Annotated in this window: 13 protein-coding genes; 6 read left to right on the top strand and 7 right to left on the bottom strand. The window is 70.5% G+C overall.

The window, feature by feature from the left end; translation table 11 throughout:
* Window positions 1-6 precede the first annotated feature (6 nt).
* Window positions 7-351 (bottom strand): anti-sigma factor family protein, encoded by a 345-nt coding sequence (locus BLQ73_RS01000; protein WP_093167238.1) that lies wholly within the window; start codon window positions 349-351, stop codon window positions 7-9.
* Between the two features lie 63 nt (window positions 352-414).
* Window positions 415-1,071, bottom strand: a complete 657-nt coding sequence (locus BLQ73_RS00995) for an RNA polymerase sigma factor (RefSeq protein WP_245690651.1) — start codon at window positions 1,069-1,071, stop codon at window positions 415-417.
* 229 nt (window positions 1,072-1,300) lie between these two features.
* On the opposite strand from BLQ73_RS00995, the gene BLQ73_RS00990 reads away from it, so the two are divergent.
* The 5 genes from BLQ73_RS00990 (at window position 1,301) to BLQ73_RS00970 (ending at window position 6,167) form a co-directional block, all read left to right on the top strand.
* Window positions 1,301-2,053 carry a LytR/AlgR family response regulator transcription factor gene (locus BLQ73_RS00990; RefSeq protein ID WP_093167236.1) on the top strand — a complete coding sequence of 251 codons (753 nt, stop codon included), beginning with the start codon at window positions 1,301-1,303 and terminating at the stop codon, window positions 2,051-2,053.
* The gene (locus BLQ73_RS00985) at window positions 2,050-2,424 is read left to right on the top strand and encodes a DUF485 domain-containing protein (protein ID WP_093167234.1); all 375 of its coding nucleotides are present in this window, start codon (window positions 2,050-2,052) and stop codon (window positions 2,422-2,424) included. Before BLQ73_RS00990 ends, BLQ73_RS00985 begins: the two co-directional genes overlap by 4 nt.
* Window positions 2,421-3,929, top strand: a complete 1,509-nt coding sequence (locus BLQ73_RS00980) for a sodium/solute symporter (RefSeq protein WP_420819985.1) — start codon at window positions 2,421-2,423, stop codon at window positions 3,927-3,929. The genes BLQ73_RS00985 and BLQ73_RS00980 overlap by 4 nt, the downstream gene beginning before the upstream one ends.
* 301 nt (window positions 3,930-4,230) lie before the next feature.
* Window positions 4,231-4,560, top strand: a complete 330-nt coding sequence (locus BLQ73_RS00975; RefSeq protein WP_093167233.1) for a DUF485 domain-containing protein — start codon at window positions 4,231-4,233, stop codon at window positions 4,558-4,560.
* Window positions 4,557-6,167, top strand: a complete 1,611-nt coding sequence (locus BLQ73_RS00970) for a solute symporter family protein (RefSeq protein WP_093167231.1) — start codon at window positions 4,557-4,559, stop codon at window positions 6,165-6,167. The genes BLQ73_RS00975 and BLQ73_RS00970 overlap by 4 nt, the downstream gene beginning before the upstream one ends.
* Window positions 6,168-6,367: 200 nt before the next feature.
* Here the strand turns inward: BLQ73_RS00970 and BLQ73_RS00965 are convergent, their stop codons facing one another.
* Complete coding sequence (locus BLQ73_RS00965; protein WP_476712858.1) at window positions 6,368-7,921, bottom strand: MFS transporter; 1,554 nt, start codon at window positions 7,919-7,921, stop codon at window positions 6,368-6,370.
* A gap of 44 nt (window positions 7,922-7,965) precedes the next feature.
* Window positions 7,966-8,541 (bottom strand): TetR/AcrR family transcriptional regulator, encoded by a 576-nt coding sequence (locus BLQ73_RS00960; RefSeq protein WP_093167229.1) that lies wholly within the window; start codon window positions 8,539-8,541, stop codon window positions 7,966-7,968.
* A 168-nt stretch (window positions 8,542-8,709) separates the two neighbouring features.
* Between BLQ73_RS00960 and BLQ73_RS00955 the strand changes: the two genes are divergently transcribed.
* Window positions 8,710-9,249: a TetR/AcrR family transcriptional regulator gene (locus tag BLQ73_RS00955; protein ID WP_245690649.1), complete on the top strand. Its 540-nt coding sequence runs from the start codon at window positions 8,710-8,712 to the stop codon at window positions 9,247-9,249.
* Window positions 9,250-9,376: 127 nt separating this feature from the next.
* On the opposite strand, the gene BLQ73_RS00950 is transcribed toward BLQ73_RS00955, so the two are convergent.
* From BLQ73_RS00950 to polX, 3 genes are all read right to left on the bottom strand, one after another.
* A complete protein-coding gene (locus BLQ73_RS00950; RefSeq protein ID WP_093167227.1) occupies window positions 9,377-11,098 on the bottom strand; it encodes a wax ester/triacylglycerol synthase family O-acyltransferase in 1,722 nt (573 codons plus the stop codon).
* 225 nt (window positions 11,099-11,323) lie between these two features.
* A complete protein-coding gene (locus BLQ73_RS00945; protein ID WP_093167225.1) occupies window positions 11,324-12,568 on the bottom strand; it encodes a sulfite oxidase in 1,245 nt (414 codons plus the stop codon).
* Window positions 12,569-12,693: 125 nt separating this feature from the next.
* Complete coding sequence (polX, locus tag BLQ73_RS00940) at window positions 12,694-14,376, bottom strand: DNA polymerase/3'-5' exonuclease PolX (protein ID WP_093167224.1); 1,683 nt, start codon at window positions 14,374-14,376, stop codon at window positions 12,694-12,696.
* Window positions 14,377-14,666: the final 290 nt, after the last annotated feature.

Raw genomic sequence — 14,666 nt, 5'->3', positions numbered from 1 at the left:
GGGGCGTTACAGAGGAGTTCGCGGTTCGGCCGATGTCCTGCGTTCGCGGAACGCCTTCAGCAGGCGTGCGCGCATGTCGGTGGGGAGGCGGTCGCCGTCGGGCGGGAAGGCGCCGTGTGGGCCGAGCGGGCCGTGCTGCTCGGCCTGTTCGGACTGCCCGGCCTGCCCGGACTGTTCGACCGTGAGGCCGCCGAGCAGTCCGATCGTGGTCTTGATCTGCCGCAGATGGCGCTCGCAGCCTTCGCAGGCCGCCAGGTGGCTCTCAAAGCGGCTCCGCGCCGTTGGGCCGAGCGCGTTCTCCAGGTAGGCGGTGGTCAGTTCCACCGCCTCGTCGCAACTGAACCGCTTCACGATTGTGATCGCCTCACCCTCTCACGGACGGTTGGTTCAACCCTTATGTACTACTTTTCTGTCCTAAATCGAACGGGAGGCCGCCTCGAAGTAGTCCTCCATGACGCCCCGTACCGACGCGCGTGCGCGGTGGAGCAGGACCCGCTGGTTCGCCGCCGAGATCTCCAGGATCTCGCACACCTCCTCGGACGTGTGCCCCTCGACGTCCCGGAGCGTGATCACGGTGCGCTGCCTCGGCGGGAGCCCGGCCAGCGCGGTCGCGAGGCGGTCGCGCGCCTCCGCCGCCAGGGCCTCGCCCTCGGGGGTCGGCCACAGCGCGGGCAGCTCCTTCCATCCTCCCGACCGCAGATCCGTGCCGCGCCGGAAGCGCGAGGGGTCGGTCGCCGCACCCTCGGGCTGGTCGCCGTTGAAGGCGCTGCTCCACGGGATGGTACGGCTCTCGCGTGCCTGTCGTTTTTTCGCGGTGTTGATGAGGATGCGGTAAACCCATGTTTTGACCGAGGAGCGGCGCTGGAAGCCGTCGATGTTCCCGATGACGGCGAGCCAGGTGTCCTGGACGACCTCCTCGGCCGAGTCGCGGGTGGACAGGTAGGAGCGTGCCAATCTGAGCATGCCGGGTGTCCAGAGATCGAGGAGCTGTGCGAACACGGTTTCGTCCCCCGCCCGGAGGGCCTCGACCACGACGTCGTCCGGCGGCGGTTCACCCAGGTAAGTCCCCACGATTGCTACCTTCCCCGCACCGGCCAGCAAATGTGCATATACACATGCTTTATCGGTCTATCCCTCTTAGATCTCGCAACAAGGGGATGAAACAGCGTATTTTTACCGTACGGCGAGTGCCGTGTATCGGCTCGATGACGTCATGCTCACGGACCCTGCCGACCCGTTGACTTCTGATGTCGGGTTCATCACGCTCTATGGAAATCTGTGAGTGTTGAGAGGTGGGATCGTGACCGGCCTGCGCGTCCTCGCGGTGGACGACGAACTCCCCGCCCTGGAGGACCTGGCCTACCTGCTGCGCGCCGATCCCCGCGTCGACGAGGTCGCCACCGCCCGCGACGGGGCCGCCGCCCTGCGCCTGCTGGACCGGGCCATCGCCGAGGGCAGGCCGATCGACGCGGCGTTCCTCGACATCCGCATGCGCGGCCTCGACGGCGTGGTGCTGGGCCGCCTCCTGTCCCAGTTCGCCAGTCCGCCCAAGGTCGTCTTCGTCACCGCCTACGAGGAGCACGCGGTCGACGCCTTCGAGATCAAAGCCGAGGACTACCTCCTCAAACCGGTACGCGCCGAACGGCTGGCCGAAGCCGTACGCCGCGTCGCCGCCGCCGTCGCGGCCCCCGAGCCCGCCCGCTCCCAGCCCGACACCATCCCCGTCGAACTCGGCGGCGTGACCAGGTTCGTGTCCAGCTCCGACGTGGTCTACGTCGAGGCCCAGGGCGACTATGCGCGGCTGCACACCCAGGGCGCCAGCCACCTGGTGCGCATCTCCCTGGCCACCCTGGAGGAGCGGTGGGCGGCGGCCGGGTTCGTGCGCGTCCACCGCAGCCACCTCGTCGCCGTCAAACACATCGAGGAACTGCGCCTCGGCTCGGGCCGCTGCACCGTGCGCGTGGGAGGCACCGAGATCCCGGTCAGCCGCCGCCACACCCGCGAACTGCGCGACCTGCTCGTGCGCCGCGCCCGCAAGGGCAGGCCGGATTGAGGCCGGAACGGCCCCGCCGGGTCGTCGTGACCAGCCCGCGCACCTCGGCCGCGCGCCCGCCGCGCTATCCCGTGACGAGGGAGATCGACGAGCAGACCCGCCTCGGCGAGGTCTACATGCGCTCCCTGGTGCGCACCCAGCTCCGCCTCGCGCTGCTGGTGTGCACCGTGCTGGTGTGCTTCGTGGGCGGGCTGCCGCTGCTGTTCCTCCTCGCGCCCGGCCTGTCCGGCGTCGCCGTCCTCGGGGTGCCGCTGCCCTGGATCGTGCTCGCCGGGCTGACCTATCCGGCTTTCGTGGGTGGTGCCGCCCTCTACGTGCGGTACGCCGAGCGCAACGAACGGCGTTTCGCCGAACTCGTGGACCGTAGGTGAACCCCGCCCTCCAGATGGGCGCGGTCGTCGCGGTCGTGTCGGCCGCCCTGCTCATCGGGGTGTTCGGGCTGCGCGTCTCGCGCACGACCTCCGACTTCTACGTGGCCTCCCGCACCGTCTCGCCGCTGTGGAACGCCTCGGCCATCGGCGGCGAGTATCTGTCGGCGGCGTCCTTCCTCGGCATCGCCGGGCTGATCCTCGCCTACGGGGCCGACATGCTGTGGCTGCCCGTCGGCTGGACCGGCGGATACCTCGTGCTGCTCGTGCTGATCTCCGCGCCGCTGCGCCGCTCGGGGGCCTACACCCTGCCCGACTTCGCCGAGGCGCGCCTCGCCTCGATGGTCGTACGGCGGACCGCCGGCGTCCTGGTCGTGCTCATCGGATGGCTCTACCTGATGCCGCAGTTCCAGAGCGCCGGGCTGGTGCTGCGCACGGTCACCGGCGCCCCGGTGTGGGCCGGGGCGCTGCTCGTGGCCGTCGTGGTCGTCGTCAATGTGCTGTCGGGCGGTATGCGGTCCATCACCTTCGTCCAGGCGTTCCAATACTGGCTGAAGCTGACCGCGCTGGCCGCTCCCGTGATCTTCCTGCTGGCGGCGTGGCGGCGCGACGGCGCCCCCGGGCTCACGCCGGAGGACCTCGCCACCTGGGCCGTGCCGCTCGCCGGGGAGCGCGACTACGGCGTCTACTCCACGTATTCGCTCATCCTCGCCACGTTCCTCGGCACGATGGGGTTGCCCCATGTGCTCGTCCGCTTCTACACCAACCCCGACGGCAGGGCCGCCCGCCGTACCACCCTGGTGGTGCTCGTGCTGCTCGGCGCGTTCTACCTGCTTCCCGCGATCTACGGCGCGCTCGGGCGGATCTACGCCGGGGACCTGGCCGCCGGGGGGCGCACCGACGCGGTCGTGCTCACCCTTCCCGGCCGCCTCGTCGGCGGCACCCTCGGCGAGCTGCTCACCGCCCTCGTCACCGCGGGGGCCTTCGCGGCGTTCCTGTCCACGTGCTCGGGGCTGACCGTCTCGGTCGCCGGGGTGATCGGGCAGGACCTGCTGCGCGGGGGAGTGCGCTCGTTCCGCGTGGCCGCCGTCCTGGCGGTCCTCGTGCCGCTCGGCCTGGCCCTGTCGGCGCGGTCGCTGCCGGTGGCCGACGTCGTCGGGCTGGCGTTCGCCGTCGCGGCCTCGTCGTTCTGCCCGCTGCTGGTACTCGGCATCTGGTGGCGGCGGCTCACCGATGCCGGCGCCATGGCCGGGCTCGTGTGCGGCGGCGGCCTGGCGTCCGCGGCGGTGATCGCCACGATCGTCGGCGGGCCGTACGAGGGGCTGCTCGGCGCGCTGCTGGCCCAGCCGGCCGCCTGGACCGTCCCCGTCGCCTTCATGGCCATGGTCGGCGTCTCCCTGCTGACGCCCGCCCGGGTTCCGCCGGGGGTGGCCCGGATCATGGTGCGGCTGCACACCCCTGAGACACTGGACGTCGACCGCGGCGACTGGCGGCCCCGCCGCACCTGAGGGCCTGCCTTGGAGCGGGGCAACGGGCCTCGTGTGACCGCTTGGCGCAGGCAGACGACCTTTTACCGCAAAGACATATCAACTGGTCGCGGCGTTGTGCCGACTCGCCGATGCACCCGCGCGTGGGTCTGCAAAACCGCTAGCGTCGCCTCTTACGTTGAGCGTGATCGGCATCACTTTTGAGCCTTTTTCATCTCCCCGAACGGTCGTGCTGTACGGCAGTTGCAGCGGACGGACCGGCCGCCGGCCACGCGGCCGAGGCGGGACGGGAGGGGCTCATGCGCACGAGGAGGGTCCATCGGTGACCACGAGGCAACACGACATATCCGTCTATGAAGAGGTGCACCGGAGTGAGGATTTCCAAGAGCTGAAAAGGCGGTTCCGGTCGTGGGCCTTCCCCATGACCGCGGCCTTCCTTGGGTGGTATCTCCTTTATGTCGTGTTGTCGGGTTTCGCCCGTGACTTCATGGGAGTCAAACTGCTCGGCAACATCAACGTGGCCCTCGTCATCGGCGTGCTCCAGTTCGTCTCCACCTTCTGGATCGCGTGGGCCTACTCCCGGCACGCCGAGAGAAAGCTCGACCCGCTCGCCGACAGCCTCAGGGAGCACGTGGAAGGGCGGATCGGATGAGCCACGAGACCCTGTCGACGATCCTCTTCCTGCTGTTCGTGGTGGGCACGCTCGCCATCACCTTCTGGGCCAGCCGCAACACCAAGGACGCCGCCGACTACTACGCCGGCGGGCGTTCCTTCACCGGCGTGCAGAACGGCCTCGCCATCGGCGGCGACTACATGTCCGCGGCGTCCTTCCTCGGCATCGCCGGCATCATCGCCCTGTCTGGGTATGACGGTTTCCTCTATTCGATCGGCTTCCTCGTCGCCTGGCTCGTCGCGCTGCTGCTCGTCGCCGAGCTGATGCGCAACTCCGGTAAATACACGATGGCCGACGTCCTGGCGTTCCGGATGAGCCCGCGTCCGGTCCGCACCGCGGCCGGGGTCTCCACGATCACCGTCAGCATCTTTTACCTGCTCGCCCAGATGGTCGGGGCGGGAGCCCTCGTCGGCCTCCTGCTCGGCATCACCTCCGAGACGGGCAAGGCGCTCACCATCGTCGGCGTCGGCCTCCTGATGATCGTCTACGTGGTCGTCGGCGGCATGAAGGGCACCACGTGGGTGCAGATCGTCAAGGCCGTCCTGCTCATGGGCGGCGCGACCCTCGTGACCCTGCTGGTACTCGGGCAGTTCGGCTTCAACCTCTCCGCCCTCCTCGGCCAGGCCGCCGCTCAGAGCGGCCAGGGCGACGCGTTCCTGAACGCGGGCTTGAAATACGGGACCGAGGCCCAGGGCCTCGCAGGCAAGATCGATCTGATCAGCCTGGGCCTCGCCCTCGTGCTCGGCACCGCCGGGCTCCCGCACATCCTCATCCGCTTCTACACCGTCCCCACCGCCAAGGACGCCCGCAAGTCCGTCATTTGGGGCATCGGCATCATCGGGGTGTTCTACCTGCTCACCCTCGTCCTCGGCTTCGGCGCCGCCGCCCTCGTCGGCAGCAAGGCCATCGCCGCGGAGAACGCCGCCGGCAACACCGCCGCGCCCCAACTGGCCGAAGCCGTCGGACGCCAGCTCCTCGGCGACGTCGGCGGCACCGTACTCCTCGCCGTCATCGCGGCCGTCGCCTTCGCCACCATCCTCGCCGTCGTCGCCGGCCTCACCCTCGCCTCCAGCTCCAGCTTCGCCCACGACCTCTACGCCCACGTCATCAAACGCGGCAAGGCCACCGAACGCGAAGAGATCACCGTCGCGAGGATCTCGGCCTTCGTCATCGGCGCCGTCGCCATCGTGCTCGGCATCTTCGCCCAGAAGCTCAACGTCGCCTTCCTCGTGGCGCTGGCCTTCGCCGTGGCCGCCTCCGGCAACCTGCCGGCCATCCTCTACAGCCTGTTCTGGAAGCGTTTCAACACCGCCGGGGCGGTCAGCGCGATCTACGGCGGCCTCCTGTCGGCCGTCATCCTGGTCGCCTTCTCCCCGGTGGTCTCAGGCGGCCCCACCGCCCTCTTCCCCGAGGCCGACTTCGCCTGGTTCCCCCTCCAGAACCCCGGCATCGTCTCGATCCCGCTCGGCTTCCTCGCCGGGTGGCTCGGCACCGTGCTCAGCCGCGAAAGCGACGCCGGCAAGTTCGCCGAGATGGAGGTGCGCTCCCTCACCGGCGCCGGCGCGGAAAAGGCCGGCGCCCACTGACGGCCGACCCCGGGCGCCTTGCCGCCCAGGGCGAGGCCCACGGTGAAGGCCCGGCGCCGGGGAACCGCCGGGCCTCCACCCGATCCCATCAGCTTCTCCCGAAGGTCCGCCGGGGGCCGGACCTGGAAGGCCCGGTCGCGGGGCACGGTGCTCTCCCCGCGACCGGGCCGCCCCCCGCCCACGACCGCCCTGCGACGGGGTCAGTGGTGGCCGGCGGAGAGGTCGAGGGTGCGGGGGGTGAGGAGCCAGACGGCGGCGGCGGCCAGGAGCATGATCAGGGCGCCGACCAGGCCGAAGAGGCCGAGGGAGGCGGAGAAGGCGTCCTGCGCCTCACCGACGAGCCGGGACGCGGCGGGGCCGAGGGACCTGGCCGCCTCCATGGCGCCGGCGAGGGACTCGCGGGCGGCCTCGGCGGCGGGGCCGTGGAGGCCGTGCTCGGCCAGGTCCGGCACCGGCAGCCGATCGCGGTAGATCGCCGCCGCGACGCTGCCGAGTACGGCGACGCCGAACGTGCCGCCGAGCTCATAGCTCGTCTCCTCGATGGCCGCCGCGCTGCCCGCCTTCTCCGGCGGCGCACCCGACATGATGACGGCCGACGCGATGGCCAGCGCCCCCATACCGGAGCCGATCAGCAGGAGCGCCACCGCGACGGCGAGGTAGCCGGGCGGTGTCGGCACCGCGAAGACGACGAGGAACCCGATGCCCGAGACCAGAAGACCCCCGGCGAGTACGGCACGGGCCCCGAAGCGGTCGGCCAGGCGCGGGGCGAGCGGGGACATGACGCCGGCGCCGACGGCGGTGGGCAGCAGCCGTACGCCGGTCTCCAGCGCCGAATAGCCTTCGACGAGCTGCATCCACTGGGCGATCAGCAGCAGCATCGCCGCCATGGCGATGCTCGTGGAGAGCGCGGCTATCGTGCCGGCCGAGAAGGCGGGCCCCTTGAACAGCCTCACGTCGAGCAGCGGGTCGGGCCGGTGCAGGCAGCGCGCGATGAACCATCCGAGGGCCGCGGCGGCCACGGCCAGGGAGATTAGCGCGCCGGGGTCGGCCAGGCCCTCCTTGCCGAACTGTTTGATCGCGTATACCAGGGCGGTCATGCCGGCGATCGACAGCAGCGCGCCGAGGGCGTCCCAGCGGCCGGGGTTCGGGTTCTTGGACTCGGGCAGCAGGAGCACCCCCGCGACGATCGCGGCCACCATGATCGGCACGTTGACCAGGAAGGCCGACTGCCAGGTGAAGAACTCCAGGAGGAGCCCGCCGAGGATCGGCCCGAGGGCGCTGCCGACCGCCGCCATGGCCGCCCACACGCCGAGCGCGGTGGCCCGCTCACCCGGATCGGTGAACAGGGTCCGGATCATGGAGAGTGTCGACGGCATGATCATGGCGCCGCCGATGCCGAGGAGCGCCCGCAGGGCGATGATGTGGGCCGGGCTCGCGGCGAGCAGGACGCCGAGCGACACCAGCCCGAAGATCGCGAACCCTGTGAGCAGCGTCCGCTTGCGCCCCCACCGGTCGCCGACGGCGCTGGCCGTGACCAGCAGTCCGGACAGCACCAGCGAGTAGACGTCGACGATCCACAGGAGCTGCACCGAATCGGGCCGGACATCGGCGGTGATGGCGGGCAATGCCACGTTGAGGATGGTCATGTCCATCACGACGATCAGCAGGCTGACGGACAGGACCGCGAGCCCGGCCCAGCGTTTGGGGTGCGGCGGAGGGATGGAACGTTCCGGCTTGTGGGCGTGCGTGATCAATGTTTCCCCGTGTGTTGTGCTGGTCCAGTGGTACGGCGGGCGGGTCAGGCGTGGTGCGGTCGTGCCGCGTGGCCCTGCAGGAAGCTGTCGATGACCAGCCGCTCGGCGTCCTTGCGCGCGATGTCGCCGTGGCGGAGCACCTCCCTACATGCGACGAGAAGGCCGACCATGGCCTGGCCGATCCACCGCACGGGCATGTCGGCGCGGAGGATGCCGGCACGCTGGGCCGCCTCGTAGAAGGCGAGCTCGGCGTCCAGGAGGGTGTCCACCTGCTCGATGAGCCCGGGCAGCTCCGACATCTGATAGTTGGTCAGGGCGAAGCCGTAGTACTCGACGTCGGCCACCAGGGCCTCGGTCAGCCTCCGCAGCGCCTCCTCGATCCGCTCGCGTCCGCCGTCGGCGACGGCTTCGGCGATCCCTGCGGTCTGGTGGATGCGGGCCCAGCTCGAAAGCGCGCGCTGTCCGAGGACCCTCACCAGGTCGTCGCGCGTCGCGAAGTGGCGGTGCATCGTGGCTCTGCTCACCCCGATGGCCGCGGCCAGTTCGCCCACGGGCGCGGCGGGGTCGCGGCCCAGATGGCGGATCGCCTTCTGGATGATCTGCTCCCGGCTGACGGCCACGCATCACTCCTGTCTTGTTTGAGACAGCATTGTCTCAAACGAGAGAGTACAGCGTGGGGGAAGCTGAAATTGCCCTCATGCCATGGAATCGGCCGTGTCCGAACCGTTATGGTCGGGGTCGTGAGGGATCGCGGAAGCGTTCAATGGTCAAACAGTGGTGAACCGGCCGTGCCGGGTGCGCGTACGCGCATCCTCGACGCCGCCGAAGAGCTGTTCGCCGGAGGGGGGTACGATGCCACTCCCACCGCGCAGATCGCCAGGACGGCGGGTGTGCCCAAGGGCCTGCTCTTCCACTACTTCCCGAAGAAGATCGACGTTCTCATCACCTTGATCGACGAGCGGACGCTCGTGGTGGAGGCGCCGGAGGTCGAGGCCGTCCCCGGCGACGCCGCGGGCACGCTGTCGAGACTCGCCCGAAGACTCCCGCTCCGCGCATCCCCGGCGATGCGCCGCATCCTGTTCCGTGAGGCCGACACCCACGGGTCGGTCCGGGAGCGCCTCGGCCGCCTCAACGGGGAGCTGATCCGCCGGGCCAGGTTCGCGCTGGAACTGGCCCTGCCGACACGCCGGGGCGACGCCGCCCGGCTGGAGGCCGCGGCCGCCACCTTCGCGGCCGTGCTGCTGTATCAGGAGAACCTCTGCCAGCTCACCGGCCACCAGATCGACCCGGACGCGGTGGCCGAACTGATCGCCATGGCCCTGGTCTGAGCCCGTGCCCCCCGGCGGGCCCCCGGCCGATGGACGGTGCCGGGGACCCGGGCTTGCGTGATCCGCCTCCGCACCCGGCCGTTCCTCGGCGACGGACGCGCCGGAGGGTCGGAGGGTCGGAGATAGGTCAGGCCGGGACGGGCTCCCGCAGGTCGGACAGTTCGGAGAGGTCCGGCACGTCCAGCGGCAGCGGCGTGGCGCCCACCGGGACCGGCGTCCCGACCACGTCGGGGACGGGCCGCACCGGGGTGTGCCGCTGCGCCACGGGCTGCGGCACGCTCGGCTCAGGCGCCGACGGCCGCGCCGTCGGTTGCACTGCGGGTTGCACCGTCGGTTGCGCTGTCGGTTGCGCCGCAGTCGGCTCGGACACGGGAACGGCGACCGGCACCAGGGCGCTGAGCTCCTCCATGGCGTCCCGCAGATGCGCCAGCAGCTCCCACACGTCGTCCATCCGCGTCGGGCAGGCCAGCACCCCGAAGTCGAGCGAACCGTTGTAGGAGAAACAGGTGATGTTCACCCCGCCCGTGACATCGCTCAAGGCCGAGATCGGGTGGTAGGCCAGCACCCTCGCCCCGCACAGGTAGAGCGGGAACTGCGGCCCCGGCACATTGGACACGATCAGGTTGACCGCCGGGGCGGCCGAGGCGGCCAGCCGGAACATCGCCGGCGTGGCGAGGTTGAGGATGGGCGCGGGCAGCAGCGCGGTCAGCTCGCTCAGCCATGTCGCGGGAGCGGTGGCGAACCTGCGCTTCGCCGTACGCATGTTCTCGCCCACCGCGGCGAGGCGCTCGCGCGGGCAGGCGACGTCGGTCGCCAGCGGCGTGATCATCGCCGAGAGGCTGTTCCCGACCGCGTCGTCGCACGCCGCCTTGCGTACGGCCACCGGCACAGCGGCGATGAGCGGCTGGTCGGGGAGGGCGTCGCGGTCGCGCAGCCAGGCGCGCAGCGCCGACGAGCACAGGGTCATGACGACGTCGTTGACGCTCAGCCCGAACGCCTTCGCCACCCGTTTGACCTCCGCCAGGGGGAGCGAACCGTACGAGAAGCGGCGTTCGCCGCTGATGACCCCGTCGAGCGGGGTGCGCGGGGCGCTCAGGTCCGGCAGTTCGGGCACCTCGCGGTCGTGGCCCGACAGTAGCCGCGTGGCGCGGGCGATGAAGCGCGCACCCGGCAGTGATGAGGCGAGCGGGATCGCGTCGAGGTCCGCGGCGGCGCGGGTGAGTGAGCGCAGCGCGCGCACCGGGTGGGTCGCGGTGCGGACCACCGCCTCGGCCAGCATGGCGACCCGGTCGGGCTCGGCCTCGGGGGCCTCCGGCGGTCCCGGCGGGTCGACGGTGCGCGGCTTCGGTGACAGGTCGAGCAGGGCTGCCAGCGTCTCGGCCCCCGTGACCCCGTCGATCACGCTGTGGTGCACCTTGGTGTAGACGGCGACGCGTCCCCCGGCCAGGCCGTGGATCAGGTGGATCTCCCACAGGGGCCGGCTGCGGTCCAGCCGCCGCTCGTGGATCTGAGCGACCAGGTCGGCCAGCTCACGCTGCCCGCCGGGGGCGGGCAGCGTGCTCTCGTAGACGTGCGCGGCGACGTCGAGCTCGGTGTCGTGCACCCAGTAGGGGTGGTCGAGTGACAGCGGCACGTCGGCGAGGCGCATGCAGAGCGCCGGGGACAGGTGGACGCGCTGGCGCAGCAGCGCGATCAGGCCGTCGCGGGTGACAGTGCCTGTGCCTGGGCCTGGGCCTGTGCCCGTGCGGCAGGTCGAGGGGTCCAGGATCGCGAGCCCGGCGACGTGGACCGCCGTCGTCGGGGATTCGGCGTGGAGGAACTGCGCGTCGAGTGCCGTCAACTGGCGCATCGTCGGGGCCTCCTAGCGGAGATGGGCGTGATAACTCAGCCCATCATCACGTTCGTGGGTTTCTGTAATGTTTCGTCCGAGTCGCCGGGTTGGTCTTTCCGATGAAATCCCGGTAACCGATACCTGGAGGCCCGCAACATCACGGTGCTGGCGCCCACCTTAATATCCATCGGAAAGCCGGAGATTCCTCGGTGGGCGCGATATTCCGGTATGTGTGAGGGTTCATTACCACCGGGTGACGGTCACCGGGTGCCGTACGACAGCGTCGAAAAGATAGCCGTGCGTGTTGTACACGGAGACGTCCGGTTGTCCGCGTCCGTGCTCGTCCACCGCCCGGGCCATCAAGACGTACGGCCCCGGCCTCGTCGGCGACCACTCCGCATGCCAGCGCGCCCACGCCGGGGCCAGCCGCGGCCCGTGCATCAGCGCCCGCCGCCACGTCAACCCGCCGTCGGTGCTCACCTCCACCCGCCCGATATGGCCGTTCCCCGACCACGACCGCCCGCGCAGGACATAGCGCCGACCCGCCCTGAAGGTGGCGTCCCACGGCAGCTCGAACGCGCTCTTCACCACCTGGCTCGTCACCGGCTTGCCGCCCTCGGGCGGGAAATCGGGGCCGAACATCCGGTAGAACCTGGTGCTCCACGGCGACAGCAGCGGCGTCGTCGACACCTCGACGTCCCCCACCCACTTGATGGACGAGATCCCGCTCCAGCCCGGCACCACCAGGCGCGCGGGGAAGCCGTGGTCGGGCGGCAGCGGCTCGTCGTTCATGTCGTAGGCCACCAGCACGTCCTTGACCGCCTTGGCCACGGGGAGCGGGCGCCGCACCCGGCCCAGGTTCGCACCCTCCTCGACGTATTCCGGGTCGAGCCCGCGCGGCATGACGTCCACCGCCTCGGGTGTCAGCCCGGCACGTTCCAGGAGTTCGGCGAGCCGCACCCCCCGCCACCGGGCCACACCGATCCCGCCGAGCCGCCACGGGGTGCCCCGCACGTCCTGGTTCTGCTGGGTCGCGAAGAACGCCCTGCCGTTGCCGGCGCACTCGATCGCCGCGTCGAGGGTCGTGCTGGGCATCGCCCGCAGCTCGGCGTAGGTGAACTCCCGCGGCAGCCGCAGGCCGTCGCCGTGCAGGCGCAAGCGCCAGGTGCCCGGGTCGATGAGGGGTGTGGACGTGTGGTTGCGCACGAAGAACCTGTCGTTCGGCACGTGGTAGCCCTGGCCGAGCATGGACTCCCAGCGCATCTCCGCGCAGCTCCCGTGCCGGGTGAAGAGCTCGGGCGGCAGCGGTTTGACGATGGGGGAGGCGGGAGCGGACCGCCGTGGCCGCCTCCGCACGAGCGGGACGATCAGCGGGGCGACGTCACCGAGAGGGCACGGCCTCCCCGGGCCCGCGTTGCGCGCCCTGAGCCAGCCCTCCATCCGCACCTGGTCGTATACCGCTTCGCTGGTCAGATCATCGAGATCCATACGGCCACCTCGGGGTTCGGGCTATGGATTCATCTAATTCCTACCAGGAAACCATCTAATCCAGCGCCATGGCCACACCGACGCGGCCAAAATCCGATGACGAACCGTTGACCCGACCGCGCGGTTCACCGCTTGAGGAACTCCAACAGCCGGTCGAGAGGCCAGGTGTTGATCACGTCGTGGGTCGTGAGCCCGGCGCGCTGCGCGATGCCCACCCCGAAGCGCTGATGGGCCAGGTGGGGGATCGCGTGCGAATCGCTGTCGATCGAGAACTTCACCCCGTGGTGGCGAGCGAGCCGGACGAGGTCGTCGGGCAGGTCGGAGCGGTCGGGGTAGGAGTCGATCTCCATCGCGGTGCCCGTGCGCGCCGCCACCCGGAACACCGCCTCCCAGTCGGCGTCCACCGGGCCGCGCTTGCCGATCTTGCGCGTGGTGGGGTGGCCGATGATCTGCACGCCGGGGTTCTCGCACGCGGCGATGAAACGGCGCGTCATCTCCTCGCGGGACTGGGTGAAGTGCGAATGGACGCTCGCCACCCGCACGTCGAAGCCGTCGAGCACGTCGAGCGGCCAGTCGACCGAGCCGTCGGGGCCGATGTTGAGCTCGGTGCCGTGCAGCAGCCGCATGTTCGGATAGTCGAGTTGCAGCCGAGACAGCCGGGCGCGCTGGGCCAGCGCCTTCTCCAGCGTCATCCGCTGCATCACCAGATCCGGCGCGTGATCGGTCACCGCGTAGTAGGCGTAGCCGCGCGCGCTCGCCGCCGCCACCATGTCCTCCAGCGAGGCGATGCCGTCGGTCAGCGTGGTGTGCGTGTGCAGGTCGCCCTGCAGATCTTCCAGCGTCACCAACTCCGGCAGCTCACCCTTGAGCGCCGCGGACACCTCCCCGCCGCCCTCGCGCAGCGGCGGCGGCACCCACTGCATGCCGAGCGCGTGGTAGATGTCCTCCTCGCTCTCGGCCGCGATCACCCGCTCGCCCTCGAACAGCCCGTATTCGGAGAGCTTCCACCCCTTCTTCACGGCGATCTCGCGGATGCGGACGTTGTGCTCCTTGCTCCCCGTGAAATATTGCAGGGCCGCACCCCACGACTCCGCCGGCACCCGCCGCAGATCGACCTGGACACCGCCGGTCGTGCGGACCGACGTCTTCTTGTCGCCCGCCGCGATCACCTCCGCGACGTACGGCTGCCGCCGGAACTCCTCCATCACCGACGGCGGCGCCACCGTCAGCAGATCCACATCACCGATCGTGTCCCGCATCCGCCGCAGCGACCCCGCGTAGGCGATGCGCTCGACCGGCAGCGAGCCCATGATCCGCTCGGCCAGCGCCATCGCCACACCGATGTGCACCCGCCGCGCCGACTGCTCCATCTGCTCGATGCCCTTGAGCAGGTTGGCCTCGGTCTTCGGCCCGAACCCCTTCACGCCCGCGAGCCGCCCCGCCGAGATCGCCGCCGCCAGCGCCGCCGGAGAGTCGATGCCGAGCTCCTGGTAGAGGAACATCGCCGTCTTCGGCCCGAGCGTCGGAACGCGCGTCAGCCGCAGCACCCCGTCGGGCACCCGCGCCCGCAGATCGTCGAGCTGCCGGAAGCTCCCGCGCGACAAGAACTCCTCGACCTTCTTCGCGATCGCCTCGCCCACGCCGGGCACCCGCCGCACGTCGGCGTGGGCGATGTCCTCGGGGAACCCCGCGATCGCCTTGGCCGCCTTCTGGTAGCTGCGCACCCGGAACGCGTCGCCGCCGGTCAACGCGAACAGATCCGCGTATTCCGTCAGCGCCGCCGCCGCCTCGTCGTTCGCCCGAGCCATACGGCCCACCCTAGAGGCTCCCCCCGACAGAACCGCCGCACGGCGTCCGCCCCGGTGAATCCACGCGTTCCTCCGTCATGGTCGATGCTCGCGCCGGTAACCCGTAGGCCACGGTGGCCCCGGCCCCAACGGATTCGTACCGCTCGCCCAACGAGACGTTCCCACCCCGAAAACCGGCCTGTCCTGGCGGAGGTGAGCACGTCGCCCAAGACCATCGCCGGAATCCCCGAGGCGACGGTGATGAGCACTGCCGTCCACGAGAAGCGGGAGTGGACGGACCGCAAGCCCCG

It is taken from the genome of Sinosporangium album (genome assembly GCF_900100605.1).
GTDB lineage: Bacteria > Actinomycetota > Actinomycetes > Streptosporangiales > Streptosporangiaceae > Sinosporangium > Sinosporangium album.
Note: the sequence above shows the minus strand (reverse complement) of the source record. Positions and strands in the feature narration are given on the sequence as shown.

Coding starts and splice junctions, on each gene's coding strand:
- BLQ73_RS00970 (WP_093167231.1), top strand. CDS start 4,557: ATGAGCCACGAGACCCTGTCGACGATCCTCTTCCTGCTGTTCGTGGTG.
- BLQ73_RS00950 (WP_093167227.1), bottom strand. CDS start 11,098: ATGCGCCAGTTGACGGCACTCGACGCGCAGTTCCTCCACGCCGAATCC.
- BLQ73_RS00945 (WP_093167225.1), bottom strand. CDS start 12,568: ATGGATCTCGATGATCTGACCAGCGAAGCGGTATACGACCAGGTGCGG.
- polX (WP_093167224.1), bottom strand. CDS start 14,376: ATGGCTCGGGCGAACGACGAGGCGGCGGCGGCGCTGACGGAATACGCG.